This is a genomic window from Pseudoxanthomonas winnipegensis (assembly GCF_004283755.1).
Lineage (GTDB): Bacteria > Pseudomonadota > Gammaproteobacteria > Xanthomonadales > Xanthomonadaceae > Pseudoxanthomonas_A > Pseudoxanthomonas_A winnipegensis.
Genome location: NZ_SHMH01000002.1, coordinates 343,751 through 368,521, shown reverse-complemented (window position 1 = coordinate 368,521; position 24,771 = coordinate 343,751). Strand labels below are relative to the sequence as shown.

The 24,771-nt window shown below is 70.9% G+C and carries 24 protein-coding genes; 16 read left to right on the top strand and 8 right to left on the bottom strand.

The annotated features are described in order from the left end of the window. Window positions 1–62: 62 nt before the first annotated feature. Window positions 63–1,775 (top strand): M61 family metallopeptidase, encoded by a 1,713-nt coding sequence (locus EAT51_RS05045; RefSeq protein ID WP_130514706.1) that lies wholly within the window; start codon window positions 63–65, stop codon window positions 1,773–1,775. Between the two features lie 48 nt (window positions 1,776–1,823). Here the strand turns inward: EAT51_RS05045 and pcaF are convergent, their stop codons facing one another. The 5 genes from pcaF to EAT51_RS20235 form a co-directional block, all read right to left on the bottom strand. Then, on the bottom strand, window positions 1,824–3,023 hold the full coding sequence (gene pcaF / locus EAT51_RS05040) for a 3-oxoadipyl-CoA thiolase (protein WP_130514703.1): 1,200 nt from the start codon (window positions 3,021–3,023) through the stop codon (window positions 1,824–1,826). A 26-nt stretch (window positions 3,024–3,049) separates the two neighbouring features. Continuing rightward, window positions 3,050–4,369 (bottom strand): MFS transporter, encoded by a 1,320-nt coding sequence (locus EAT51_RS05035; protein ID WP_130514700.1) that lies wholly within the window; start codon window positions 4,367–4,369, stop codon window positions 3,050–3,052. A 94-nt stretch (window positions 4,370–4,463) separates the two neighbouring features. Continuing rightward, complete coding sequence (locus tag EAT51_RS05030) at window positions 4,464–5,738, bottom strand: porin (RefSeq protein ID WP_130514698.1); 1,275 nt, start codon at window positions 5,736–5,738, stop codon at window positions 4,464–4,466. 95 nt (window positions 5,739–5,833) lie between these two features. Continuing rightward, window positions 5,834–6,685 (bottom strand): alpha/beta fold hydrolase, encoded by an 852-nt coding sequence (locus EAT51_RS05025; protein ID WP_130514696.1) that lies wholly within the window; start codon window positions 6,683–6,685, stop codon window positions 5,834–5,836. A 128-nt stretch (window positions 6,686–6,813) separates the two neighbouring features. Then, complete coding sequence (locus EAT51_RS20235) at window positions 6,814–6,957, bottom strand: hypothetical protein (protein WP_165422688.1); 144 nt, start codon at window positions 6,955–6,957, stop codon at window positions 6,814–6,816. A gap of 231 nt (window positions 6,958–7,188) precedes the next feature. Here EAT51_RS20235 and EAT51_RS05020 point away from each other — a divergent pair, with 231 nt between their 5' ends. From EAT51_RS05020 to cls, 12 genes are all read left to right on the top strand, one after another. Beyond that, the gene (locus tag EAT51_RS05020; protein ID WP_130514694.1) at window positions 7,189–8,169 is read left to right on the top strand and encodes a LysR substrate-binding domain-containing protein; all 981 of its coding nucleotides are present in this window, start codon (window positions 7,189–7,191) and stop codon (window positions 8,167–8,169) included. Between the two features lie 100 nt (window positions 8,170–8,269). Continuing rightward, window positions 8,270–8,839, top strand: coding sequence for a carboxymuconolactone decarboxylase family protein (locus tag EAT51_RS05015; protein ID WP_130514692.1), 570 nt, complete (start codon window positions 8,270–8,272; stop codon window positions 8,837–8,839). Beyond that, entirely contained in the window at window positions 8,836–9,633 is a 798-nt protein-coding gene (locus EAT51_RS05010; protein WP_130514690.1) for an amidohydrolase family protein, read from the top strand. The genes EAT51_RS05015 and EAT51_RS05010 overlap by 4 nt, the downstream gene beginning before the upstream one ends. A gap of 141 nt (window positions 9,634–9,774) precedes the next feature. After that, window positions 9,775–10,551 carry an enoyl-CoA hydratase/isomerase family protein gene (locus EAT51_RS05005; protein ID WP_130514688.1) on the top strand — a complete coding sequence of 259 codons (777 nt, stop codon included), beginning with the start codon at window positions 9,775–9,777 and terminating at the stop codon, window positions 10,549–10,551. A 55-nt stretch (window positions 10,552–10,606) separates the two neighbouring features. Then, a complete protein-coding gene (locus tag EAT51_RS05000) occupies window positions 10,607–11,833 on the top strand; it encodes a CaiB/BaiF CoA transferase family protein (RefSeq protein WP_130514686.1) in 1,227 nt (408 codons plus the stop codon). Next, entirely contained in the window at window positions 11,833–12,435 is a 603-nt protein-coding gene (locus EAT51_RS04995; protein ID WP_130514684.1) for a glutathione S-transferase family protein, read from the top strand. Before EAT51_RS05000 ends, EAT51_RS04995 begins: the two co-directional genes overlap by 1 nt. Then, window positions 12,428–13,942: a 3-hydroxyacyl-CoA dehydrogenase gene (locus tag EAT51_RS04990; protein ID WP_130561371.1), complete on the top strand. Its 1,515-nt coding sequence runs from the start codon at window positions 12,428–12,430 to the stop codon at window positions 13,940–13,942. The genes EAT51_RS04995 and EAT51_RS04990 overlap by 8 nt, the downstream gene beginning before the upstream one ends. Beyond that, complete coding sequence (locus EAT51_RS04985) at window positions 13,935–14,705, top strand: enoyl-CoA hydratase-related protein (RefSeq protein WP_130514680.1); 771 nt, start codon at window positions 13,935–13,937, stop codon at window positions 14,703–14,705. Before EAT51_RS04990 ends, EAT51_RS04985 begins: the two co-directional genes overlap by 8 nt. A 97-nt stretch (window positions 14,706–14,802) precedes the next feature. Then, on the top strand, window positions 14,803–15,060 hold the full coding sequence (locus tag EAT51_RS04980) for a hypothetical protein (RefSeq protein ID WP_130514678.1): 258 nt from the start codon (window positions 14,803–14,805) through the stop codon (window positions 15,058–15,060). Window positions 15,061–15,286: 226 nt separating this feature from the next. Then, entirely contained in the window at window positions 15,287–15,523 is a 237-nt protein-coding gene (gene rpmB / locus EAT51_RS04975; RefSeq protein ID WP_014159265.1) for a 50S ribosomal protein L28, read from the top strand. 9 nt (window positions 15,524–15,532) lie between these two features. After that, complete coding sequence (rpmG, locus tag EAT51_RS04970) at window positions 15,533–15,700, top strand: 50S ribosomal protein L33 (protein ID WP_122231031.1); 168 nt, start codon at window positions 15,533–15,535, stop codon at window positions 15,698–15,700. Window positions 15,701–16,127: 427 nt separating this feature from the next. Further along, window positions 16,128–17,549 carry a cardiolipin synthase gene (cls, locus tag EAT51_RS04965; RefSeq protein WP_130514676.1) on the top strand — a complete coding sequence of 474 codons (1,422 nt, stop codon included), beginning with the start codon at window positions 16,128–16,130 and terminating at the stop codon, window positions 17,547–17,549. Window positions 17,550–17,619: 70 nt separating this feature from the next. Here cls and EAT51_RS04960 read toward each other — a convergent pair whose 3' ends face one another. Further along, window positions 17,620–18,999, bottom strand: a complete 1,380-nt coding sequence (locus EAT51_RS04960) for an FAD/NAD(P)-binding protein (protein WP_130514675.1) — start codon at window positions 18,997–18,999, stop codon at window positions 17,620–17,622. Then, window positions 18,996–19,940: a LysR family transcriptional regulator gene (locus EAT51_RS04955; RefSeq protein ID WP_130514674.1), complete on the bottom strand. Its 945-nt coding sequence runs from the start codon at window positions 19,938–19,940 to the stop codon at window positions 18,996–18,998. Before EAT51_RS04955 ends, EAT51_RS04960 begins: the two co-directional genes overlap by 4 nt. Before the next feature lie 102 nt (window positions 19,941–20,042). Between EAT51_RS04955 and EAT51_RS04950 the strand changes: the two genes are divergently transcribed. From EAT51_RS04950 to EAT51_RS04940, 3 genes are all read left to right on the top strand, one after another. After that, window positions 20,043–20,858 carry a dioxygenase family protein gene (locus EAT51_RS04950; protein ID WP_130561370.1) on the top strand — a complete coding sequence of 272 codons (816 nt, stop codon included), beginning with the start codon at window positions 20,043–20,045 and terminating at the stop codon, window positions 20,856–20,858. Window positions 20,859–21,111: 253 nt separating this feature from the next. Further along, complete coding sequence (gene dinG / locus EAT51_RS04945; protein WP_130514672.1) at window positions 21,112–23,244, top strand: ATP-dependent DNA helicase DinG; 2,133 nt, start codon at window positions 21,112–21,114, stop codon at window positions 23,242–23,244. A gap of 75 nt (window positions 23,245–23,319) precedes the next feature. Continuing rightward, window positions 23,320–23,907, top strand: a complete 588-nt coding sequence (locus EAT51_RS04940) for a TetR/AcrR family transcriptional regulator (RefSeq protein ID WP_130553947.1) — start codon at window positions 23,320–23,322, stop codon at window positions 23,905–23,907. Window positions 23,908–24,001: 94 nt separating this feature from the next. Here the strand turns inward: EAT51_RS04940 and EAT51_RS04935 are convergent, their stop codons facing one another. Next, window positions 24,002–24,616, bottom strand: coding sequence for an NAD(P)-dependent oxidoreductase (locus tag EAT51_RS04935; protein ID WP_130553948.1), 615 nt, complete (start codon window positions 24,614–24,616; stop codon window positions 24,002–24,004). Between the last annotated feature and the right edge of the window lie 155 nt (window positions 24,617–24,771).

Below are 24,771 nucleotides of genomic sequence, written 5' to 3'. Positions count from 1 at the left end.
GTGGCCTGCGTAAGAGACTTCCAGCCGGGCGATCTCGCGCGCCGCAATGGAGGATCGAAGTGATGCCGAGCCATGCACTTGCAGGGGCGCTGACGCTGCTGTCGCTGGTTTCCGGCCAACCACGGCTTGATGCTTCGACGCGCTACGAGCTCAGCGCCGAGACCGATGACGGCCGGATCACCGCGCTCGATGTGACCATCCGGCTGCAGGCCGACCCCTCCGGGCGGACCGTGATCGACTGGGCCGAGCAATGGGGGGGCGAGGAGCATCTGGGCCAGTGGGCGCGCGATATTTCAGTCGAAGGTGCGCGGCGCACCGCGGTGGCGCCACACGGGGGACGCATCGTGGACTCGGCGCCCGGCGCGCCGCTGGTGATGCGCTATCGGATCTTGTCGGCCCATCAGGCCGCTCCCGCTGTCTCGAACAGCAGGCAGCCGGATCCGATCGTGCGTCCCGACTGGTTCTACGCGGTCGGGTTCTCGCTCTATGCCCAGCCCGCCGGACGCGAGGACCTGCCGGCGACGTTCACCTGGCGCGGTCCGCACGGCATCGGCTTCGCTTCGGACGCGCAGCACCTGCAAGGGTTGATGCACCAACCGCGCACGGGCAAGGACATCCGGGAAAGCGTGGCCATCGGCGGCCGCGGCCTGCGGGTCTCGACCATGCGGGTGGGCGGTGAGCCGCTGCGCGTGGCCTCCATCGGCCGTTTCGGTTTCGATATGGCGGCCTTCGCCCGCCTTGCGGGGAAGGTCATTGCGTCCGAGCGCGCGTTCTGGGGCGACGACCAGGCAGGCCCCTTCCTGATCACGGCCATCCCCCTGGCTTCGGAGCCGAAGCAGACGGGATTCAGCGGGACGGGCCTGGGCGATGCCTTTGCCACCTGGATCGGACAGGACACACCGCTGCCGGATCTGGCCTGGTTCCTTGCGCACGAATACTTCCATAGCTGGAATCCCAGGCAGCTGGGGCATACCGAAGACGCGACCGAGGCCCGGACGTACTGGATCAGCGAGGGGTTCACCGACTTCTTCGCGCGCAGGCTGATGCTGCGGGCGGGGCTGCTTTCGCCGGAGCGGTTCGTCGAGGAGTGGAACGACGTCCTCACCCACTACGCCCGCTCGCCGTATCGCACCTCGCCCAATGCCGTCGTCGCCGATCGCTTCTGGAAGGACGAGCGCGCCCGCATGATGCCGTACCAGCGCGGCGCGCTGCTGGCTGCGGTCTGGGATCGCCGCTTGCGTCAGCGCTCCGGCGGGCGCACGAGCCTCGACGATGTACTCCAGGACCAACGCAGGCGCGCGCAGGCCGATCCCGCGCTTGCGCTGCAGGACGCGCTGGTCGCGGCGGCCGCCCACGCCGGGCTGGACCTGCGGCCGGAGATCTCCAGGTACGTCGACCACGCAGCGCCCGTGCTGCTGCCGGAAGACGCTTTTGGCGAATGCGCCCGCGTGGTCTCCGTCGACACGCCGGTGTTCGACAGAGGCTGGGACACCGAGGCGACGACGCGGCAGGGCGACGTCATCACCGGGCTCGACCCTGCCTCCATGGCCTATGCCGCGGGACTGCGGGATGGGATGAAGTTGCTCTCGCAATCCGGCGGAAACCCGGCCGACCCACAGGTCGAGATCACGCTCGTGGCCCAGGACGCGTCCGGCCAGCATCGCCTGCGTTTCAGGCCCCTCGGGCGGGAGATGGTGAGGCTCCAGCGCATCGAGTTGAACGCCGCGCGCTTCTCCGCCAGGCCGGAGGCGTGTCGCCAGGCCCTCGCCGGCTAGAGGCTGGCCGCGCGACGGCGAACACGGCGCCGCACGGACCGCGCAGCGTCAGACCCTTTCCACCGCGATCGCCAGCCCCTGGCCGACACCGACGCACATCGTGGCCAGGCCCAGCCTGACGCCGCCGACATGCAACTGGTGCACGGCGGTCTGTACCAGGCGGGTGCCGCTCATGCCCAGCGGATGGCCCAGGGCGATGGCGCCGCCGTTCGGGTTCACGCGGGCGTCGTCGTCGGCCAGGCCGAGCGCGCGGGTCACCGCCAGCGCCTGGGCGGCGAAGGCTTCGTTGAGTTCGATCACGTCGAAGGCCTGCAGCGGGCGCTGCAACCGCGTCAGCAGCTTGCGCACCGCCGGCACCGGGCCGAGGCCCATCACGCGCGGCGCGACGCCGCCACTGGCCATCCCCAGCACGCGTGCGCGCGGCGTCAGGCCGTGGCGCTGCACGGCGTCGGCCGAGGCCACGATCATCGCCGCGGCGCCGTCGTTGATGCCCGATGCGTTGCCGGCCGTGACCGTGCCACCCGGATTCACCGGCTTGAGGGCGGCAAGAGTCGCCGCATCGGTCTGCGGGCGCGGATGCTCGTCGGTATCGACCACCGTCTCGCCTTTGCGCCCGGGGATGCGCACCGGGACGATCTCCTCGGCGAAGTAGCCCGCAGCCTGCGCCCGCGCGGCGCGCTGCTGGCTGCGCAGGGCCAGGGCATCCTGGTCCTCGCGCGACACGCCCGCGTCGGCCGCCACGTTGTCGCCGGTCTGCGGCATGGTGTCCACGCCGTACAGCGCCTTGAGCTGCGGATTGACGAAGCGCCAGCCCATGGTGGTGTCTTCCAGCTTCTGATCGCGGCCGAACGCGCTGCCTGCCTTGCCCATCACGAATGGCGCGCGCGACATCGACTCGGCACCCGCCGCGATCGCCAGCTCCATCTCGCCCAAGGCGATGGCCCGGTACGCCGCGCCCACCGCTTCCATGCCGGACGCGCACAGGCGGTTGAGCGTGACGCCTGGCGCCTCCTGGGGCAGGCCGGCCAGCAGCAGCGCCATGCGCGCGACGTTGCGATTGTCCTCACCCGCCTGGTTGGCGCAGCCCATGAAGACCTCGTCCAGGCCCGACCAGTCCACGCCGGGATTGCGCTGCATCAGCGCGCGCAGCGGAAGCGCGGCCAGATCGTCGGTACGCACCGGCGCCAGGCCACCGCCATAGCGGCCGATGGGCGTGCGCACGGCATCGCAGATGAAAACGTCCTGCATGGGAACTCCGTGAAGCGAGGGGGAAGTCAGGGCCGGGCCGGCGCGCGCGTGGCGGCCACGATGGTGATGGCGCCGGCCAGCAGCAGCGTGCCGTAGGCCAGCTGCGACGCGGCCAGGGTCCCGGTCTTGTCGATCAGCACGCCGACGATCATCGGCACGAACACGTTGCCCAGGCCGGCCAGCGTGGTGACCAGCGCGATGCTGCCCGCCGCCTTGGGGCCGGAGAAGGTGCTGCCCGGCAGGGTCCAGAACGGTCCGGTCGCGCCCAGGGTGGCGGCGGTGCACACGGTCAGCAGCGCGATCGCCGGTGCGGTGGTCAGGTGGGTCGTGCCCAGTACCAGCCAGGCGGCGGCGGCCGTGCCCAGGCACAGGGCCACGTGCCAGCGGCGCTCGCCGACCTTGTCCGAGTGGCGCGCCACCAGGAACTGGGTGACCAGGCCGGCCAGGAAGGGGATCGAGGACAGCAGGCCGACGTGCAGCACGTCCTTGATGCCCGAGTTCTTGATGATGGTCGGGATCCAGTACGCATTGGCCGCCGCACCACTGAAGACCGCCAGCGCGACGAAGGACAGGATGTAGACGCGCTTGTCGCCGAAGGCCTGCCACAGCGAGTGGTGCTGGCCCGGCGAGGCGGCGCTGTCACGGTCCACGTCGGCCTGGACCAGCGCCTTCTCCGGAGCCGTCAGCCACTTGGCGTCGGCCGGCTTGTTGTCCAAAAAGTAGTAGACGACCACGCCCAGCACGCAGGCCGGCAGGCCTTCGACGATGAACAGCCACTGCCAGCCGTGCAGGCCAAGCGCACCGTCGAACAGCCGCATGATCGTGCCCGCCAGCGGTCCGCCCAGCATGCCGGCGATCGGCAGCGCGGCCATGAACAGCGCGGTGACGCTGGCGCGGCGCGCCTTGGGGATCCAGAAGGTGATGTACAGCAGCACGCCCGGGAAGAAGCCCGCCTCGGCCGCGCCCAGCAGGAAGCGATAGAGATAGAACTCGGTCGGCGAGCGCATCATCGCGAATGCCGCGCAGGCCAGCCCCCACAGGATCATGATGCGCAGGAACGTCAGGCGCACGCCGATCTTCTGCAGCCACAGGTTGCTGGGCACCTCGAACACGAAGTAGCCGATGAAGAACATGCCGGTGCCGATGCCGTACATGACCTCGTTGAAGCCCAGCTGGTGCATGAAGTCCAGGCGGGCGAAGCCGATCACGTTGCGGTCGATCAGCGCCACGGTGTAGCACAGCATGATCAACGGCAGGATGCGCCACTTGATCTTGCGGTAGGTGGCATCGGCCGGCGAGGGCGCGGCCACGCCGGTAGCGGAAGAGGGTTGCACCTGGGAACTCATCGGAAATCTCGCATCAGGGTGTCAGGCGGCGCCGCGCCCCGCCAGACTGGCCGGCGGCGACGCGCTGCGTTAGGAGGAGGCTGCGGGCAGGCATTCAATACTTGACGTGCAGGCCCAGGGCCAGGTTGTCGACCGTGGCGCCCACCGGCGCGCGCACCGGCGAGCCGTAGCTGGACGAGACGCCGTTGTCGATGCGACCGGCCAGGGCGACCAGCGAGGTGTACTTGAACAGGCTGTACTGCACGCCGACGTTGTAGGCCTGCGCGCCCAGCCCGTAGCTGCTGCATGGCGCCGCGCCCGACAGCACGCAGTGGCCGGCGCCGGCGTGGATGTAGTTGGCCGCCAGGGTCAGCTTCGGCGTGGCCTGCCATTCCGCGCTGACCTTCCAGGTCGGCACGGTGTAGGACTTGAACTTGCCGTAGGCCGCGGTCGGGTCTTCGGCGTACTGCACGCGCGAGAGGTCCACGCCCAGCTTGACGCGCTTGGCCTGGTAGGCGGCGCTGAGGCGCAGGTTGCGGTCCTGCGAACCGCCGCCCTGGTTGGTGATCGAAGTGGCCGCCGGCGTGGTGGTCGGCACACCACTGATCACCAGATGGTTGGTATGCCGCTCGTATTGCAGCGCGGCGTACCAGGGCCCCTGCTCCCAGCGGATGCCGTAGGAGTAGGCGCGGCGAGGGCGGCCGTAGTCCGGGCCGTCCCGGTGCGGCATGTAGCTGGTCCCGAGGGAGAAGCCGTTCCACTTGGCGCTCTCCCACTTGTAGCCATGGCTGGCGCGGGTGACCCACGTCGTCGTCCCTGCGCGACTGCCCGTGCCGAAGGCCGCGCCGCCGAGCAGCGCGGAGGTCGACACGAAATTGCTTTCGCTCACGCCGAGCATGCGCACCGGATCACCCCAGTTGGACAGGATGCTGTTGATGCGTCCGCCGGTGAAGGTCCCCAGGACGCGATGCGCCACGTAGACGTACGCATCGCGGCTGCGGTTGAAGTACTCGCTGTTGTCGTAGGGCTCGGTGACCTGCTCGTCCAGGCGGAAGCCGACGTCCCAGTCCGGGTTGAAGCGGTAGTGTCCGCGCATGGCGAAGAACGACTGCGACCAGTTGACCCGGTCGGCATCCGGCTTGTCGGTGACGCTGCGCAGGGTCGTGCTGGTGTTGGACTTGGTGGTCAGCGTGCTGACCTGGCTGCCAACCGCGGTGTGCTGACCGAACGAGGTCCACTGGTACTGCGGATACAGGTTGCCGAAGAACTCGATGTTGGCGTCTTCGTTGCCGAAGGTGGCGGCATGGCCGCTGCCGACCATGGCCATCAGGCAGGCGCCGACGGCGATGCGATGGCGGCGCGGACGCGGCGAGGTGTTGCGGACAGGCATCGAGTTCCCTCCCAGGAGTGGATGCGAGAAGCGGGAGCGAGGCCGCCTGCGGCGGCACGCTGGATGGATGAAGCGCGGAACGGGCGCGCGCCGGCTCAACGCAGGCCGGCCGACCAGCGGGCGATGGCCTCGACCACCTGCTGCGGCTGCTCTGGCAGCAGGGCATGGCTGGCGCCGGGAATGGTGACCACGCTGACGCGCGGGCCCAGTTCCTCGCGCAGCTCCTGGCGGCGATCGGCCGGCATGAAGGGATCGGATTCGGCCTGCAGGTCCAGCAGTGGCACCTTGCCGCCCGCGCTCCACCACAACGCCTTGGGCGTGGCATCGCTGGCGTTGCGCTGGCTGGTGCGCACCTCGGGGTGCCAGCCGTCCAGCCACACCGAGGCATCGTTGCCCGGCGCGAAGAAGGTCGCCTGCAGCTCCTTCAGCCGATCCTCGCGCGAGGTCCTGGGATCGGCGATACGGATGATGCTGGCCGACAGGGACTTGGGATAGGTCTTGGCCGCCGCGGCCGCGACCACCACACCGCGCACGGACTGCGGATGCCGTGCGGCGAGCATGCGCGCCACCCAGTTGCCGTAGGCATGCCCGACGACGATCGCCGGCGCCTTGCCGGCCTGGTCGATCGCGCAGGCCACATCGTCGGCCAGATCCGCCAGCGTGATGCCTTCCATCGGCCCGCGGCTCTCGCCCAGCCCGCGCGGCTGCGGGCGCAGCACCTGGTAGCCCTTGGCGGCCAGGCCCTCGGCGATCGGGTCGTAATCCAGCGAATCGCGGCCCAGCGACGGCAGCAGCACGATGGTCGGCCCCTGGCCTTCCACCACCACGTCGATGCTGGCATCGCCGCAGCTCAGCTGGCGATGCGCACGCGCACCTGCCGCCTCGGCGGCGCCCACGGTGGCCGGCAAGGCCAGACAGAACAGAACACGCACCCACGAGCGCTTCATCAGGCAATCCCTCCCGGTATTGCAGGCGCCGGGCCGGACGCGGCCGCACGACGCCTGTGCGCCGCATCCCGGGGACGACGGCACGACGGACTTCAATCGGATGACCGGCCTGACGCGGCCGGACGGTGTTAGTGGACCGGTCTTGGCACCGGCACCTGTCGCGTGTCGCAGGCGATCGCCTGGCGCGCGTCCTGGCTGGACATGAGGCCCTCCTCCTCGATGGTGTGGACCTGCGTTGCGCTGCAGGCGTCGATGGGGCGGAGTCTAGGCACGGTGTTTTTTCGGGCGCACGCCGTCGACGGTCAATCCAGCTATGGCGCGAATGCGATGGCTCGCAGCGGCCCTGCCGATCGCCCGCAAACGCGAGGTTTCCAGGGGATTCAAGGCGTCGCAGCGGCCCTTATCCTTTAGTCGAAGGGCGCGTCGGGAGGCATTTGGCGCCGTTGGCCATCGGGCGGTTTGCTACCCTCGTTCACCTGATCCAGCGCGCCCGCCGTTCCGTCATGCCCACACCCAAGGTCACCAATCTTTCGCTCGATCTGGTGACCGATCTGGGGCGCTGGCGCGCGTTCGTGGCGATCGGCGAGCTGGGCAGCGTCACGCGCGCGGCGCTGTTCCTGGACACCAACCAGTCGGTGCTCAGCCGCCAGATCAACGCGCTGGAGCGCGATTGCGGCGCGCGGCTGTTCAATCGCACCGGGCGCGGCGTGCAGCTGTCCGAGCTGGGCGAACGCCTGTTCCCGCAGGTCAAGGCGCTGCTGGCCGACGCGGCGCAGCTCGAGCGCGACATCCGCGGCGAAGCGCTGGAGCCGACCGGCCGGGTCACGATCGGCATGCTGCCGTCGATCTCGCAGGCGGTGACCGGCCGCCTGTTCTCGACCCTGCGCACGCGTTATCCCGCGGTCATGCTCAAGATCCTGGAAGGCTCCGGCGGCCAGGTCGAGGAGTGGCTGGCCGATGCCCGCGTCGATATCGCCGTCCTGTACCGCTATGGCACCTCGCTGCCGGAAGGCGAGCAGTCCCTGGCCGTGGTCGACAGCTATCTGATCGGCCGACGCGGCGATGCGCTGACCGCCGCCGAGACCGTGCCGTTCACCCGTCTCGACCAGCTGCCCCTGGTGGTCCCCAGCGCGCCCAACGGCTTGCGCACAGCGCTGGATGCGCTGGCGCGCAGCTGCCATATCGGGCTCTCGCCGGCGATCGAGGCGGACTCGCTGCCGCTGCAGAAATCGCTCTCCGCCGGCGACGGCGTCTACACGGTGCTGCCCATCCACGCGGTGTGGAAGGAACTGGCCGACGGCGTGCTGCAGGCCGCGCGCCTGGTGGATCCGCCCATGCAGCGGATCGTCTCCATGGCGCTGAGCCGCTCCAAGGGGCCGGCCCGCGCGGTCTCGGCCGTGGCCAGCGAGATCGATCACGCGTTCCAGTCGCTGGCCGCCGAAGGCCTGTGGCAGCGCGCCTTCGCCCCGACCCCCGACGCATAGCAGACATGCCGGCGGACGCGTAGCGCGCCCCGTCGCCCCACCCTATAACGACCGATCGCGCGTCCGATGCGCGCCGTCCTGCGTTCGAACCGGAGTTGCCATGCCCCGCATCACCCTGCCCGATCCTGCCCACATGGATGCCGACCAGCGCGCGGTCCACGACCGCATCGTCAACGGCAAGCGCGGCAGGATCCAGGGCCCGCTGCGTGCCGCGCTGCATAACGCGGAGCTGGCGGCGCGCTGGTCGGCCCTGGGCGAACTGCTGCGTTACGACACGTCCCTGACGCCGCGCCAGAGCGAGCTGGCCATCCTGGTCACCGGCCGGGCCTGCAACTCGCCGTTCGAGTGGCACGCGCATCGGCTGGAGGGCGAGAAGGCCGGCCTGTCCGCGGAGATCCTCGAGGCGCTGCTGGCGCAGCAGATCCCCGCGGGGCTGGACGAGACCGAGCACGCCATCGTCTGCTTCGCCCGCGAGCTCAACGCCGCCAACTCGGTCAGCGATGCGACCTACGCGCGGGCGCTGGCCCTACTGGGCGAGAAGGCCGTGGTCGAGCTCACCGCGCTGGTCGGCTATTACACGATGGTGGCGATGACGCTGAACACCCACGAGATCCCCTTGCCGGAGGGCGTCGCGCCGGCCTTCGACCTGCCGCAGCGCAACGGCTTGTGAGCGGCTGGGACTGCCATGCGCATGTCTTCGGCCCGTATGCGCGCTTTCCGCTGGCCGACACCAGCGTGCATTCGCCCCCGCAGGCCAGCGTCGAGCAGTACCTGGCGCTGCTGCAGGCGCTGGACCTGCAGCATGGCGTGCTGATCCATCCCAGCGCCTACGGCCGGGACTTTTCCGCGCTGTTCGACGCACTGGACCGCTTTCCGCAGCTGCGCGGGGTGGCCGTGGCGCGCGTGCAGGATGGTATGGACCTGCGCGGGCTGCGCGAGCGCGGCGTGCGGGCCTTGCGCTTCAGCCACCGCAGCGGCGGCGACTTCCCCGGCGCGGCCACGCTGGAGGATCTGAAGCGGCTGGCGCCGGCGCTGGCCGCGGCGGGCCTGCATGCCGAACTGTGGAGCGACACCGCGGCGCTGTCCGGCGTCACCGGCACGCTGCGCGAACTGCCCGTGCCCCTGGTGATCGACCACGCGGGCGGCTTCGACCTGGAGGCCGGCGTCGACGCGCCGGCGTTCCGCGCGCTGCTGTCCTTGTTGGAAGGCGGCAACACCTGGATCAAGCTGTGCATGTACCGCAACCTGCTGCGCAAGCCGCAGCCCGAGCGAGGCCGTGCCTTCCAGCAGGCGCTGCAGCACGCGCGCGCGGACCGCATGCTGTGGGGCAGCGACTGGCCGCATCTGCGCGTGGAACCGGCGCCGGACACCGGCGCGCTGCTTGCGACCTTCCGCGACTGGGCGGGCGATGCCGCGCTGGCGCGCCGGATCCTGGAAGACCATCCGCGCGCGCTGTATGCCTGACCGGCGCGGCGCGCGCGCAATACGACCTTGGTCCTAACGGCTATGCGCGCAGCCGCATAGCAGCTCTGCCTGGCATCGCGTCGGCGCGCGCGCAGGGGCTTCCTAGACTGGCCTTCGACGAATCATCAAGGCCTTGCCGCAATGGACGACCTGACCCAGCTGCGCGTGGAGATCCAAGCCCACGTGGCGGTGCTGACGCTGGATGCGCCGCCGGTCAACGCGCTGACCCGCACGCTCAACGACGAGCTGGTGCTGGCGCTGGACCGCATCGGCGAGCTGGATGAGGTCCGCGCGGTGGTGCTCACCGGCGCCGGCAAGGTGTTCTGCGCAGGCGCCGACCTCAAGGGACGTGCCGAAGTGATCAAGGGCCCGGGCGATCTGGGCGCGCACCTGCGCCGCACCCGCGAATGCTTCCACGCGATCCGCGAATGCGCCAAGCCGGTGGTGGTGGCCATCAACGGGGCCGCGCTCGGCTCCGGCCTGGCGATGGTCGCCTCCTCGGACATCCTGGTCGCCTCGGAGCGCGCCTCGCTGGGCCTGCCCGAGATCGACGTCGGCCTGCTCGGTGGCTGCCGCCACGCGATGCGGCTGTTCGGCCACTCGCGCCTGCGCCGCATGGCGCTGACCGGCCTGCGCGTCGACGGCGCCGAGCTCTACCGGCTTGGCCTGGTCGAAGCCTGCGTGGCGCCGGAGGCGCTGCTGCCCACCGCGCTGGAGATCGCCCACACCATCGCCGCCAAGAGCCCGGTCGCCACGCGCATGAGCAAGCACACGCTCAACACGATCGAGCAGCTGAGCCTGCGCGACGGCTATCGCTACGAGCAGGACATGACCGCCGCGATCGGCCGCACCGAGGACGCGCGCGAGGCGCAGGCTGCCTTCCGCGAGAAGCGCGCGCCGGTCTTTGTCGGCCGCTGATGCCCTCCTTCCCTCTCCCATCGCCGCCGCGCGGCGATGTCGCACGGATATCCCGATGAGCTCCAACGCACGCCCGCTGTCGGGCATCAAGGTCCTGGATCTGAGCCGCATCCTGGCCGCACCGTGGGCCGGGCAGATCCTGGCCGACCTGGGCGCCGAGGTGATCAAGGTGGAGCGGCCCGGCGTCGGCGACGACACCCGCGCCTGGGGGCCGCCCTTCCTCAAGGACGCCGACGGCCGCAACACCGGCGAGGCGGGCTACTACCTGGCCGTCAACGCCGGCAAGCAGTCGATCACCCTCCGCATCGACACGCCCGAGGGCCAGGACATCGTGCGCAGGCTGGCGGCGCAGGCCGACATCGTGCTGGAGAACTACAAGGTCGGCACGCTCAAGCGCTACGGCCTGGACGCCGACAGCCTGCGCGCCATCAACCCCAGGCTGATCTATTGCTCGGTCACCGGCTTCGGCCAGGACGGCCCGCGCGCCGAACAGCCGGCCTACGACTTCCTGATCCAGGCCATGGGCGGCCTGATGAGCGTCACCGGCGAGCACGATGGCAAGCCCGGCGGCGGCCCGCAGAAGGTCGGCATCCCCATCGTCGACCTGATGACCGGCATGTATACCGCCGTGTCGGTACTGGCCGCGCTCAACCGGCGCCACGTCACCGGCCTGGGCGACACCATCGACATCTCCATGCTGGATGTCCAGGTCGCCTCGCTGGCCAACCAGGCGATGAACTACCTGGTGTCCGGCCGCACGCCGCAGCGCAACGGCAATGCGCATCCCAACATCCAGCCGCAGGACGTGTTCGCCTGCGCCGATGGCGACGTCATCCTGGTGGTCGGCAACGACGGCCAGTTCGCCAAGCTGTGCCAGGTGCTGGGCCAGCCCGCGCTGGCCGAGGGCGCCTTCGCCACCAATGCCGGGCGCGTGGAAGGCATCCAGGCGCTGTCCGCGCGGCTCTCCGAGGCCTTCGCCGGGTGGCGGCGCGCCGACCTGCTGGCCGCACTGGATGCGGCCGGCGTGCCGGCCGGCGCCATCAACTCGGTACCCGAAGTGCTCCAAGACCCGCAGGTGGTGGCCAGACAGATGGTCCGCCGCGTCCCGCATCCGCTGGGCGTGGAGGTGCCGCTGGTGTCCAGCCCGATGCGCTTCGCCGATGCGCCGCTGCAGCCGCGCGTGGCGCCGCCGCTGCTGGGCCAGCACAGCGAGCGCGTGCTGCAGGCGCTGGGTTACACCGACAATGACATCCAGGCCCTGCGGGCCAAGGGAGTGATCTGATGAAACTGCACTGGTCGCCCAAGTCGCCGTTCGTGCGCAAGGTGATGGTGGTGGCCCATGAGCTGGGCTGCGTCGAGGCGCTGCAGCTGCAGCGCTCGGTGGCGGCGATGCTCAAGCCCAATCCGGCCATCATGGCCGACAACCCGCTGTCCAAGATCCCCACCCTGGTGCTGGACGATGGCCAGGTGCTGTTCGATTCGGCGGTCATCTGCGAGTACCTGGACGCGCGCTTCCACGGCGCGCTGTTCCCGTCCAGCGATGCGCGCTGGAAGGCCCTGCAGCAGCTGGCGTTGGGCAACGGGCTGCTGGACGTGCTGATCCTGTGGCGCAACGAGCGCGAACGCGCGCTTCCGCTGCAGTCGTTGATCGATGCCTTCGCGCTCAAGACCGAGGCCTCGCTCGCACGCCTGGAGCGCGAGATCGAAACCCGCCCCGGCGCGACGATCGACATCGGTCAGATCGCGATCGGCTGCGCGCTGGGCTATCTGGACTATCGCTTCGATGCGTTCGCTTGGCGCGCGCGTGCGCCGAAGCTGGCCGCCTGGTACGCCACGCTGGCGCAGCGTCCGTCCTTCCTTGCCACGGAGCCGGCCGATGGCTGATGCCCATGCCCTCGCGCTGGATCGCGCCGTGGTCGTCATCGGCGCCGGCACCATGGGCGCCGGCATCGCCGAGGTGGCCGCCGTCGCCGGCCATCGCGTCTACCTGTGCGACACCAGCGAGGCCGCGCTGGACCGGGGCCGTGCGCAGATCCGCGCCAGCCTCGACCGGCGCGTGGCCAAGGGCAAGGCCAGCGCCGAGGATGCCGCCTCCGCCTTCGCCCGGGTGATCGCCGCGGGCCCGAGCGCGCCGCTGCAAGGCGTGGGCCTGGTGATCGAGGCCATCGTCGAAAACCTCGACATCAAGGTCGCCGCGCTGACCGAGATGGCCAGGCGCGTGGACGACGATGCCATCCTGTCCACCAACACCTCCTCGCTGTCGGTGACCGCGCTGGCCGCACGCCTGCCCGCGCCGGAGCGCGTGGCCGGGCTGCATTTCTTCAATCCGGCGACCATCCTGCCGCTGGTCGAAGTGGTCCGCGGCCACGCCACCGACCCGGCCCTCGTCGAGACGCTGGTCGCCACCGCGCGCGCCTGGAAGAAGACGCCGGTGGTGTGCCAGTCCACGCCCGGGTTCATCGTCAACCGCGTGGCGCGCCCGTTCTACGGCGAGGCGCTGCGCCTGCTGCTGGAACAGCAGGCCACGCCGGAGACCGTCGATGCGGTGATGCGCGAGTGCGGCGGCTTCCGCATGGGGCCGTGCGAGCTGATGGACCTGATCGGCCATGACGTCAATTTCGCCGTGACCCGCTCGGTGTGGCAGGCGTTCTTCCACGATCCGCGCTACCAGCCCTCGCTGGTGCAGCAGCAGCTGGTGGACGCCGGCTGGCTGGGGCGCAAGAGCGGTCGCGGCTTCTACGACTACCGCGACGATGCGCCGCGCCCCGATGTGCGCGACCTTCAGGGCCCCGCGCCGGCAAAGGTCCGCATCGAAGGCGCGCTCGGCCCCGCGCACGGCCTGGTGGCGCTGCTGGAACAGGCCGGCCTGAATGTCGAAAAGACCGAAGGCGCGGGCCTGCTGCGCGTGGACGGCGTCGCCCTGGCGCTGACGGATGGCCGCAGCGCCGGCGCACGCAGCCAGGCCCTGGGCGAGCCGGTGGTGCTGTTCGACCTGGCCCTGGACTATGCCGCCAGCAAGCGGATCGCGTTGTCGGCCGCCGAGGGCACACCCGCCGACGTCATCGCCCAGGCCGCAGGCCTGTTCACCGCGCTGGGCAAGCAGGTCTCGCTGCTGGGCGACGCCGCCGGCCTGGCGGTCTCGCGCACCGTGGCCATGCTGGTCAACGAAGCCGCCGACGCCGTGCAGCAAGGCATCGCCTCGGAAGCCGACATCGACGCGGCCATGACCGGCGGGGTGAACTACCCGATCGGGCCGCTGGCCTGGGGCCGCCGCGTGGGCCTGGACTATGTCGCCGCCGTGCTGACCCATCTGTCGCAGGGCTACGGGGAAGACCACTATCGCGTCTCGCCCTGGCTGCAGGCGCGCGCGCACGAGGTGTCGCATGGCTGAGTTCGTCAGCGTGGCCACGCAGGCGCGCGTGGCGGTGGTGACCCTGTCGCGGCCGGCGCGCCGCAACGCCCTCAACCTGCAGGTGAAGCGGGAACTGGTCGACGCGCTGAAAGGGGCGCTGGCCGACGTGGAGGTCGCGGCGATCGTGCTCACCGGCGCCGGCGGCTACTTCGTGGCCGGCACCGACATCGCCGAGATGGCCGACATGCGGCCGATCAATCATGTGCTGCAGCGCTCGGGACACCTGTTCGAGGTCGTGCGTCACGCCTCCAAGCCCATCATCGCCGCGGTCGAGGGCTATGCGCTGGGCGGCGGCTGCGAGCTGGCGCTGGCCTGCGACCTGATCGTCGCCGCCGAGGACGCCCGCTTCGGCCAGCCCGAGATCAAGGTCGGCATCATGCCCGGCGCGGGCGGCACCCAGCGCCTGCTGCGCGCCGCCGGCCGCTACAAGGCCGCGCTGTGGGCGCTGACCGGCGAGATGATCCCAGCCGGCGAGGCCTACGCCGCGAACCTGGTTTCCAGGCTCGTCCCCAGCGGCCAGGCGCTCGATGCCGCGCGTGAGATCGCCCTGCAGATCGCCGGGATGCCGCCGCTGGCCGTGCAGGCCATCCGCGAGGCCCTGCGACTGGGCGCCGACGCCCCGCTGGACACCGCCCTCTCCCTGGAGCGCCGCCTGTTCGAGCGCCTGTTCGACACGGCCGACCAGCGCGAAGGCATGCGCGCCTTCCTCGAGAAGCGCCCCGCGGTCTTCAGCGGGCGCTGAGCGTTGATGAGCGGGCGTCCATGCGGTTCGCTCGCCGTCACACCGCCCGCACATGGGCGGCAGGAAGCTGGCTCCCCGGGGCTGCTGGAAGTGCGTCATGCGACTGCTCTCCTCCCTGCTGTTCTTCGCGCTGGGCCTGTCGATCGGCTCGGTCATCAGCGCCGTGCGCGACCAGCCCTTGCCCGAAACCGCAACCCCGACCACCGAGCGGGTGAGCGCCAGCGGCGCGCTGCAGGAGCAAGGCGCGGTTCGGCCTGCGGCCAGCCCTGGCCCTAGCGCCGCCCCGAGTTCTGCGGGCTGCGGGTCTGATCAGGTCGCCTGCCCGACCGGCGCCGAGGCCTCCCTGCGCGGCTGAACGACGCGGGGCCGGCGCCAAGTGCTTGCGTGGACTGGGGAAAGCTGCGCATAATGCGCGGCTCGCTGCGTCTGGCTTTCGGCCGGATCAGGGTCAGGAAGCGCGATTCCTTGCCCGCCTGGCAGCGGACCCATCCCGTATCGCATGGCCTGACCGCATCGGCGGCATCGGCCGGGGCCGCCATCTCCCAGGCTATGGGCGATCAAAATCACATCGAGGTGCACAGATGTCCCGCGTATGCCAAGTGTCCGGCAAGCGAGTGATGACGGGTAACAACGTCTCGCACGCCAACAACAAGACCCGCCGCCGTTTCCTGCCCAACCTGCACGAGCGCCGCTTCTGGGTCGCCAGCGAGAACCGCTGGGTCAAGCTGAAGGTTTCCGCGCACTCCCTGCGCACCATCGACAAGAACGGCATCGACTCCGTTCTGGCTGAGCTGCGTGCGCGCGGCGAAAAGATCTAAAGGAGATCAATCATGGCAGGCAAGCGCGACAAGATCCGCCTGATTTCTTCGGCAGGCACCGGTCACTTCTACACGACCGACAAGAACAAGAAGAACACCCCGGGCAAGATGGAAATGAGCAAGTACGATCCGGTGGTGCGCAAGCACGTGGTCTACAAGGAAGGCAAGATCAAGTGACCTCACGGCGCGGGCGCAAGCGCCCGCCTTTGCCGTGAGGTCATCGCCGCGAAAGCGGGGATCCAGCGCCTCCAGAAAAAGCCCGCCGCAAGGCGGGCTTTTTCGTGGGCGGATGGTGGGGCACCGAGCTCGATGCGCGTTGCTCGGTGGGAGCAACTGTCTCCTCAATCTCGCAGCCGCCTGTCTGTAGAGCGGAGCTTGTGGCAATCCCCTCTTGGGGACTCCGCTGCTCTTCGTTCGGTTTGTGGGGAAGGCTCCAGCGGAGCAAGCTCCGCTCTACAGTTGGGAGCCGCCATGGCGGCTCCCACAACAGCAGGGGCTTCGGGATGACAGCGTCGACCGGATCGGGGTGTGCAGGGCTGCACCGGCTATCGGCGCGGCGCGCGGATCGGCAGAATCGGGCGATGACCCGATCCGCGGTGACTGGATGACCGAGACCTCTGCCATCGGCGGCTGGCTGCTGTTCCTGGACTGGGTGATCCGGCTGGCGGCGCTGGCGTGGATTCCCTCGCGCACCACGCCGGCGGCGGCGCGCAGCTGGCTGCTGCTGGTGGGCTTCGTGCCGCTGCTGGGCCTGCCGCTGTATCTGCTGTTCGGCCATCCCTGGCTCTCGCGCGAGCGCATCCGCCGCCAGGCCGAGGCCTCGCAGATGATCCGCGACGAGCAGAAGCCCCTGGTCCAGCTGCGCTGGCATCCGACCGGCGACGGCGCCGACACCGAGATGGTGCCGCTGGTGGAACGGCTGGGCGATTTCATGCCCACCCACGGCAACGCGGTAACGCTGCTGGACGACTACGAGGGTTCGCTGCGCGCGCTGCTGGAGGACATCGCCGGCGCGCGCGACCGGGTGCACCTGCTCTATTACCTGATGTTCGACGACCAGGTCGGCGATCTGGTGTGCGAGGCGCTGCTGCAGGCGGCCGCGCGCGGCGTGCAGTGCCGGCTGATGCTGGATGCGGTCGGCGCCAAGCGCGGCCTGCGCGCCTACACCGCGCGCCTGCGCGCCGGCGGCGTGCAGGTGCAGGAGCTGCTGCCCGGCGGCCTGCGCTGGCGCCGCAGCGGGCGCATCGACCTGCGCAATCACCGCAAGATCGCGGTGATCGACAACCGCGCCGCCTATGTCGGCTCGCAGAACCTGGCCGATGCCGGCGCCTTCGTGCGCGGCTATCCCAACCGCGAACTGGTCGCGCGCGTGGAGGGCCCGGCGGTGTCACATCTGGAGGCGGTGTTCGCCAGCGACTGGTACCTGGAAACCGGGCAGCGCCTGGAGGTGATCGCCACCACCCCGGTGCGCGACGCCAACGTGGCCGCGCAGCTGCTGCCTTCGGGGCCGGCCTATCCGTTCTCCAATGCGCGCGACATGGTGTGCGCGCTGATCCATCTGGCCCAGCAGAAGCTGGTGATGGTCACCCCGTACTTCGTGCCCGACGACGCCACGCTGAGTGCGCTGCGCATCGCCGCGCTGTCCGGCGTGGACACCCAGCTGATCCTGTCGGCCAGCAACAACCAGACCCTGACTGCCTGGGCGCAGGAGTCCTACTACGGCGAGCTGCTGGCCTCGGGAGTGAAGATCGCGCACTACCGGCCGCACTTCCTGCATGCCAAGCACATGAGCGTGGACGACTCGATCGCGCTGGTCGGCTCGATGAACCTGGACATCCGCTCGTTTGCGCTCAATGCCGAGGTCGGCATGCTCTGCTACGACGCCGACGTGGTGGCCAGCATGCGCAGGATCGAGGCCGGCTACCTGGCCCAGGCCGAGCAGCTGACGCTGGAGCGCTGGAACAGGCGGCCGGCGTGGAAGCGCAGCCGCGAGGGCATCGCGCGGCTGGCCGACTCGTTCATCTGAAGCTGCGCGTGGCGGCGGCGAAGCGCGTTGCGCGCGACGACCGCCGGATTGGCGCGAGGCGCCCCGCCCTTCAACGCGGCCCGGATACCGCCAGCGCCTCGCGCGCCACCGTCTCGGCCTGCCCGCGCAGCTCCGGGATCGCCAGCGATTCCCACAGCGCGCCGATGCGCAGGCTGCCGATCGCCAGCAGCCCGGGCACGGGCTGGCCGTCGGCATCGCGCAGGCGGCCGTTGGGACAGGTGTCCAGGCCGATGCCGTGCGGACCGGGCGCGGCCAGGCCGCTGCCGACCAGCTCGGCCAGCAGCGGATTGCGCATGGCCTGCACGCGCAGCTCCACGCCGGTGGCGTTGATCACGTGGGCCACTTCCAGGGCGAGGATCTCGCCGTGCGGGCCGTGGCCATGCAGCTGCACGCAGCGCGCGCCGGCCATGGCCGTGTCCAGCCGCGCGCGATGGCGCTGCAGCTGGCCACGGGCGAGCGCCTGTTGCAGCTGCGCGTGCACCGGCGCGGCGATACGGTGGCGGTGCACGTCCCACAGGCGCACGACGTGGCGCAGGAAGCGGCGCTGGTCGGCGCCGGACAGCGTGGTCCACAGCCGCTGCACGTGCGGGCGCAGGGCATCCATCACCGCCTGCCACGGCACGCCCTGCGCCTGGGCGCGGGCGACCTCGCGGCGCACGGCGAGCAGGCGCGCCCGCAGCGGCAGGGTGAGCAGGGCCTCCACATCGACGGCCTGCGCCGGTGCGCCGTCGACATGCGGCAGCGGCGTCAGCCCGTGGCGGGACAGCACATGCAGCGGGCCGCGATGCCCGGCCGCCAGCAGCGCCAGCGCCGCATCGACCATGCTCAGGCCGGAGCCGACGATGCACACGGCGGCATCGGCCTCGATGCCGGCCAGCGCCGCGTTGTCCCAGGCCTCGATCCGGCGCGCCGGCGGCAGCGAGCGCGCGCCGCGCGCCGGCAGCGGACGCGGCGCGTTGCCGGTGGCCAGCACCACCGCCCGCGCCCGCACCGGGCCGGCGCCGTCGAGCTGCAGCAGGAAGCCCTCGGCCTCGCGTTCCAGGCTCAGCGCGCGGGCCGGGAGGTGCTGCAGCGTGGCGGGACTGTCCGCACTCGCCTGGGCCAGGCGCGCGGCCAGGTAGTCAGCGAAGCGCTGCCGCGGCACGAAGGCCTCGGCGATCCGCGCGCGCGGCGTGTCGGGCTCGGCGTCCTGCAGCCAGTCGACGAAGTCGCCGGGCGCCGCGTCGAAGGCGCTCATGCCGCCGGCGCGCACGTTGAGCAGGTGCTCCGGGCGCTCGGTCGCGTGCGCGGCGCCGCGGCCCAGCACGGCGCGCGGCTCGAGCACCGCGATGCGCAGCGCCGTGGTGGCCTGACGCAGCAGCTGGATCGCCACCAGTGTGCCGGCGGCGCCACCGCCGACGATGGCGACATCGAACGGGCTCGCGCTCATCGGCGCCTGGCCTTGGCGGCCTCGGGCGGCGCCGTCTCGACCAGCGGCTGCGGGCAGCCGGTGGCGAAGAACTCGACCAGGAAGTCGATGAAGCTGCGCACCTTGGGCGCCAGGTGGCTGCGGCTGGCGTAGACGGCGAAGATCCGCAGCGGCGGCACCTCGTAGTCCGGCAGCACCCGCGCCAGGCGGCCATCCTCCAGCGCCTGGCCGACGATGAAGTCCGGCTGCAGGGTGATGCCCATGCCGGCGATGGCGGCCTCGCGCAGCAGGTCGCCGTTGTTGGCGCGCAGGCGTTCGGTCACGCGCAGGCTCTCCGCGCCCCCCGGCCCTTCCAGCGTCCAGGTGTCGCCGCCGGAGGAGTAGCGATAGCCGAGCACGCCCAGGCGCTCCAGATCGGCCACGCTCTGCGGCGTGCCGACCCGGGCCAGATAGGCGGGCGAAGCGCACAGGAACATCTGCGCCTGCGCCAGCGGCCGGGCGATCAGCGAGGGGGTGGGCTGGCGGGTGATGCGGATGGCCAGGTCGTAGCCTTCCTCGACCAGGTCGACCAGGCGATCGGACAGGTCCACGTCCACGGTGACCTGCGGATGCAGCTCGGCGAAGCGCGCCACCAGTCCGCCCAGGCGGGCGATGCCGAAGCTCACCGGCGCGTTGATGCGCAGCAGGCCGGCCGGCTCCAGGGTCTGCGCGGTGACGGCGGCCTCGGTCTCGTCGAACTCGGCCAGCAGCTTCAGGCAGCGCTCGTGGTAGGCCGCGCCGGCGCTGGTCAGGCTGACGTGGCGGGTGGTGCGGTTGAGCAGGCGCGTGCCCAGGCGCTGCTCCAGCCAGGCCACGTGGCGGGTGACGCTGGGCGTGGACATGTCCAGGGCCTCGGCCGCGGCGGAGAAGCCGCTGCGTTCGACCACGGTCGCGAAGACGCGCATGGCATCGATGGTGTCCATTGTTGCTCGCCCTGTAACAAATTCTGGCCCGGGGCACAGTTTATCCCCGAGCGTTGCCACAATAGGGTGGTGGCCTGCTTCCCTGTCGTGACAGGTTCGCCCATGAACGCCTCCGCCCGCCTGCCCTCGCTGTACATCTCCCACGGCTCGCCGATGACCGCGCTGGACCCCAAGCTGTTCGGCGTGCGCCTGGGCGAGCTGGCGCGCGCGCTGCCGCGCCCGCGCGCGGTGGTCGTCGCCTCGGCGCACTGGCTGGCGCGCTCGCCGCTGGTGGGCGGCAGCGCGCGGCCGGAGACGATCCACGACTTCGGCGGCTTCCCGCAGGCGCTGTTCGACATCCAGTACCCCGCGCCGGGCGCGCCGGAGGTGGCCGGGCGCGTGGCACAGCTGCTCGACCAGGCAGGCCTGGCGCCGCACATCGACCCGAACCGCGGCCTGGACCACGGCATGTGGGTGCCGCTGCGCCTGCTCTATCCCGACGCCGACGTGCCGGTGGTGCCGCTGTCGATCCAGCCGCTGGCCGGGCCGGCGCACCAGCTGGCGGTGGGCCGCGCGCTGGCGCCGCTGCGCGATGAGGGCGTGCTGGTGATCGGCTCGGGCAGCCTCACCCACAACCTGCACGACTGGCGCGGCGCCGACCGCACCCGGCAGGCGCCGTATGTGCAGCCCTACATCGACTGGGTCGAGGCCACGCTGCGCCAGGGCGACGTGCAGGCGCTGCTGGACTACCGCCTGCGCGCGCCCAACGCCGCGCAGGCCCATCCCACCGACGAGCACTGGCAGCCGATCTACGTGGCCCTGGGCGCGGCCGGCGAGCGGTTCCGCGCCACGCGCATCGATGCGGGCATCGACATGGGCTTCCTGGCGATGGACATCTACCGCTTCGACGACGCGGCACCGGCGCAGGCGGCGGCGTAGCGCGCCGCGCTGGCGCCGCGACTTATCGCTGTCCGACCGGCGCCGCGATCCCACCGCGCCGCCAGCGTCCCACTCCCGTCGTTCCCGCGAAGGCGGGAACCCATGGACTTTTGCGCGTAGCGCTTGAGGCGCTGGGTTCCCGCTTTCGCGGGAAAGACGGCTTCACTTGTGGAGACGACGGTTATCAGCCGCTCGTAGCGCGAGCGCAAACCCAATCGCGCCCCCTGCGACACCCCATGCGAAAATAGCGCGCATGAGTGACGGCACCCGCCCGGCGGCAGGCAAGGACACGGGCGAGGGGCAGCGCAGCCTCGATGACGCCCTGAAGGCGCGCATCCGCGACACCTACGCCGCACTGCGCGCCAATACGCCCGGCTTCACCACCCGCCGCGCGCAGAGCCAGATGATCGGCGTGGCCTCGCGCGCGCTGGGCAGCAGCGGCGGCGTCGGCGTGGTCGAGGCGCCGACCGGCGTGGGCAAGTCGCTGGGCTATCTGACCGCCGGCGTGCCCATCGCGCTGGCGGCGAAGAAGAAGCTGGTCATCAGCACCGGCACGGTCGCGCTGCAGTCGCAGCTGGTCGAACGCGATCTGCCCGCCTTTCTCAAGGCCACCGGCATCCAGGCCAGTGTGGCCCTGGCCAAGGGCCGCACCCGCTATCTGTGCACGCGCAACGTGGCCGAACTGCAGGGCACCGCGCCGGCGCAGGACTCGATGTTCGGCGACGAAGGCGCGCTGTACGACCGCCCGCTGAGCCCGGCCGACGCGACCCTGGCCAACCGGCTGGCCAAGCTGTTCACCGACAACCAGTGGAACGGTGACCTGGACGCCGCGCCCGAGGCGGTCGGCCCGGCCTTGCGCGGGCGCATCACCACCAACGCCGCCGGCTGCGCCGGGCGCAAGTGCTCCTACGCCAACCAGTGCCCGGTGCTGAAGGCGCGCACCGCCGTGCGCGAGGCGCAGATCGTGGTCACCAACCACGCGCTGCTGCTGTCCACCCTGGCGCTGGGCGACAACGAGAACGGCCAGCCGCTGATCGCCGCGCCCGGCGAGATGCTGCTGGTGCTGGACGAAGGCCACCACGTGGCCGGCGTGGCCATCGACCAGGGCGCCGCGCGCCTGCCGCTGGACGACATGGGCCGGCGCACCAGCCGCCTGCAGACGCTGATCGCGGCCACCTATCGGCTGGTCGACAAGGAGACCATCGCCAAGCTGCATCCCAACGAGGCGATCGAGCTGGCGGTCAGCGTCAGCCGCCAGCTCAAGGCCTTCCACGGCCTGCTGGAGGCGGCGTGGACGCCCGACCCGTCCGAGCGCGAGCCGCAGTGGCGCGCGCCCAACGGCCGGCTGCCGGCCGACTGGTCGGTGCCGATCGAGGCCCTGGCCGACGACACGCGCAGCCTGTTGAACTGGGTCAGCGCCGCCGCGCCGCTGGTGGGCAAGGCCAAGCAGGACGACGCCACCAAGGAGCGCGTGCAGCGCAACCTCGGCATGGCCCTGGAGCTGGTCCAGGCGCAGTACGACCTGTGGGCCGGCTGGCGCCGCGAGGACCCGGACGGCGCACCGCCGATGGCGCGCTGGATCACCCGCGACCGCGATGGCGACCTGGTGCTGCACTGCTCGCCGGTCTCGGCCGCGCAGGTGCTGCGCCAGCTGCTGTGGAAGGAGGTCGATTCGGTGCTGATGACCTCGGCCACGCTGACCGGCGGCAACGGCTTCACCGCGCTGGCCATCGACACCGGCCTGCCCGAGCATGCCGAGACGGTGACGCTGGAATCGCCCTTCGACCTGCCGCGCCAGGCGCAGCTGGTGGTGCCGAAGTTCCCCGCCGCGCCCGACGACCGCGAGGGCCATCCCAAGGAGGTCGCGCGCTATCTGGTGCGCGAGCTGGACTGGGGCAAGGGCTCGATGGTGTTGTTCACCTCGCGCTGGAAGATGGAGAAGGTCGCCGACCTGCTGCCGGTGAGCCAGCGCAACCGCGTGCTGGTGCAGGGCGAGGGCAACAAGTCGCAGATCATCGGCGAGCACCTGCGCCGCATCGCCGCCGGGGAGGGCTCGGTGCTGTTCGGCCTCAATTCCTTCGGCGAAGGCCTGGACCTGCCCGGCGAGGCCTGCACCACGGTGGTGATCACCCAGGTGCCGTTCGCCGTGCCGACCGACCCGCAGACGGCGACCCTGAGCGAGTGGCTGGAGAGCCGCGGGCACAACGCCTTCAACCTGATCGCCATCCCGCACGCGCTGCGCACGCTGACCCAGTTCGCCGGCCGCCTGATCCGGACCTCGACCGACACTGGCCGGGTGATCATCCTCGACTCGCGCCTGCTCAGCCGCCGCTACGGCCGCCAGATCATCGACGCCCTGCCGCCGTTCGCACGCGTGATCGGCTGACCGCTCCGCGGACGCAGCGGTTGTCGCCGTTTGCCGGTATTGTGCCTACGGTCACATCGCCGACGCTTCTTGAAGATGAGCGCCATCGCCCCCGCCCCCAAACGCCGCGCCGACGCCGAGCAGAACCGCACCCTGCTGCTGCAGGCGGCCGAGGAGGTGTTCACCGAACACGGCGTGCAGGCGCCGCTGGAGCTGGTGTCGCGCCGCGCCGGCGTCGGCCGGGCCACGCTGTTCCGCAACTTCCCCGACCGCCACACCCTGGTGCTGGCGCTGCTGGAGCGCGGCCTGGACCAGATCGAGGCCGAGGCCCAGCGCCTGGGCGACGATGCCGACGCGCTGGTGCCGCTGCTGCGCTTCGTGCTGGACCGGGTGGCGACCCATGCGCCGCTGGTGGACTACTGGCAGACCCAGGGCCGCGACCAGCCGGAGATCGAGGTGGCGATGATGCGGCTGGTGACGATCTTCCAGCCGCCGCTGCAGCGCGCGGTCGACGCAGGCCGCTGCCGGGCCGACCTGGTGCCCACCGACGTGCTGCTGCTGCTCAAGCTGTTCAGCGCCTGCGCTGTGCCGATGATGCAGCCGCTGGCGCCGTTCGAGCGCATCTGGGGCTTCGCGATAGACATCGTGCAGCCCGTCGCGGGCGAGGCCGACGCGGCCGGCTAAGGCCGCGTGCGCCTGCTTTCGCCCCTCCCCTTTGCGCGCAGCGCAAGGGGGAGGCTGGGAGGGGGTGCTTTTCGCGCAATGTTCGATAGTCAGCTCAGTACAGAACGCTGAAGCGCTGGCCGCTGTGCTTGGGCGATTCGATCTCGTCGAGCAGGGCCACCGCGTAGTCCTCGTAGGAGATGCGGCTCTCGCCCTTGGCATCGGTGAGGAAGGCATCGCCGCCCAGTCGGAACTGGCCGGTGCGCTCGCCCGGGCCGAAGAACGCCGCCGGCGACAGGAAGGTCCAGGTGATGTCCTTCACCCCGCGCAGCTCATCCAGGAAGGTCGCGCCGGGCAGCGCTTCGGACTTGTACGCGGCCGGGAACTCCGGCGTGTCGACCAGGCGCACGCCCGGGGCGACTTCCAGCGAACCGGCGCCGCCGACCACGGCCAGGCGCGGGATCTTCGCGGCGCGCACCGCGGTCAGCACGTGCTCGGGCGTGACCTCGGCGAACCTGGCGGCGCTGATGAAGACATCGTGGCCGGTCAGCTTGGCGCCCAGCCCCGCCGGGTCGGCGGTGATGTCGCCCTGGACGAAGGCCACGCCCTCGGGCAGATCGTCGACCGGCTTGCGCGCGATGACGGTGACGGTGTGGCCGCGGCGCAGGGCCTCGGCCAGAAGACGACGACCGACGTTGCCGGTCCCGCCGAGCAGAGCGATGGATGCCATTGGAGCGACTCCTAGCTGGTTACGAAAAATAACCATGCCATCATGGGCGTCACGCCCGCGTCTGCCAAGAAGGGAACCCGACGTGTCCAGGTAACCCCCAGGTAACCCCGTCACCCAGGTCCCCAACATCCCCAATCCCGAATCCCCAATCCCAC

Bases quoted from the DNA above. Each gene is read 5' to 3' on its own strand.
- EAT51_RS05045 (WP_130514706.1), top strand. From the start codon at position 63: ATGCCGAGCCATGCACTTGCAGGGGCGCTGACGCTGCTGTCGCTGGTT.
- pcaF (WP_130514703.1), bottom strand. From the start codon at position 3,023: ATGCAGGACGTTTTCATCTGCGATGCCGTGCGCACGCCCATCGGCCGC.
- EAT51_RS05035 (WP_130514700.1), bottom strand. From the start codon at position 4,369: ATGAGTTCCCAGGTGCAACCCTCTTCCGCTACCGGCGTGGCCGCGCCC.
- EAT51_RS05030 (WP_130514698.1), bottom strand. From the start codon at position 5,738: ATGCCTGTCCGCAACACCTCGCCGCGTCCGCGCCGCCATCGCATCGCC.
- EAT51_RS05025 (WP_130514696.1), bottom strand. From the start codon at position 6,685: ATGAAGCGCTCGTGGGTGCGTGTTCTGTTCTGTCTGGCCTTGCCGGCC.
- EAT51_RS05020 (WP_130514694.1), top strand. From the start codon at position 7,189: ATGCCCACACCCAAGGTCACCAATCTTTCGCTCGATCTGGTGACCGAT.
- EAT51_RS05015 (WP_130514692.1), top strand. From the start codon at position 8,270: ATGCCCCGCATCACCCTGCCCGATCCTGCCCACATGGATGCCGACCAG.
- EAT51_RS05005 (WP_130514688.1), top strand. From the start codon at position 9,775: ATGGACGACCTGACCCAGCTGCGCGTGGAGATCCAAGCCCACGTGGCG.
- EAT51_RS05000 (WP_130514686.1), top strand. From the start codon at position 10,607: ATGAGCTCCAACGCACGCCCGCTGTCGGGCATCAAGGTCCTGGATCTG.
- EAT51_RS04995 (WP_130514684.1), top strand. From the start codon at position 11,833: ATGAAACTGCACTGGTCGCCCAAGTCGCCGTTCGTGCGCAAGGTGATG.
- EAT51_RS04990 (WP_130561371.1), top strand. From the start codon at position 12,428: ATGGCTGATGCCCATGCCCTCGCGCTGGATCGCGCCGTGGTCGTCATC.
- EAT51_RS04985 (WP_130514680.1), top strand. From the start codon at position 13,935: ATGGCTGAGTTCGTCAGCGTGGCCACGCAGGCGCGCGTGGCGGTGGTG.
- EAT51_RS04980 (WP_130514678.1), top strand. From the start codon at position 14,803: ATGCGACTGCTCTCCTCCCTGCTGTTCTTCGCGCTGGGCCTGTCGATC.
- rpmB (WP_014159265.1), top strand. From the start codon at position 15,287: ATGTCCCGCGTATGCCAAGTGTCCGGCAAGCGAGTGATGACGGGTAAC.
- cls (WP_130514676.1), top strand. From the start codon at position 16,128: ATGACCGAGACCTCTGCCATCGGCGGCTGGCTGCTGTTCCTGGACTGG.
- EAT51_RS04960 (WP_130514675.1), bottom strand. From the start codon at position 18,999: ATGAGCGCGAGCCCGTTCGATGTCGCCATCGTCGGCGGTGGCGCCGCC.
- EAT51_RS04955 (WP_130514674.1), bottom strand. From the start codon at position 19,940: ATGGACACCATCGATGCCATGCGCGTCTTCGCGACCGTGGTCGAACGC.
- EAT51_RS04950 (WP_130561370.1), top strand. From the start codon at position 20,043: ATGAACGCCTCCGCCCGCCTGCCCTCGCTGTACATCTCCCACGGCTCG.
- dinG (WP_130514672.1), top strand. From the start codon at position 21,112: ATGAGTGACGGCACCCGCCCGGCGGCAGGCAAGGACACGGGCGAGGGG.
- EAT51_RS04940 (WP_130553947.1), top strand. From the start codon at position 23,320: ATGAGCGCCATCGCCCCCGCCCCCAAACGCCGCGCCGACGCCGAGCAG.
- EAT51_RS04935 (WP_130553948.1), bottom strand. From the start codon at position 24,616: ATGGCATCCATCGCTCTGCTCGGCGGGACCGGCAACGTCGGTCGTCGT.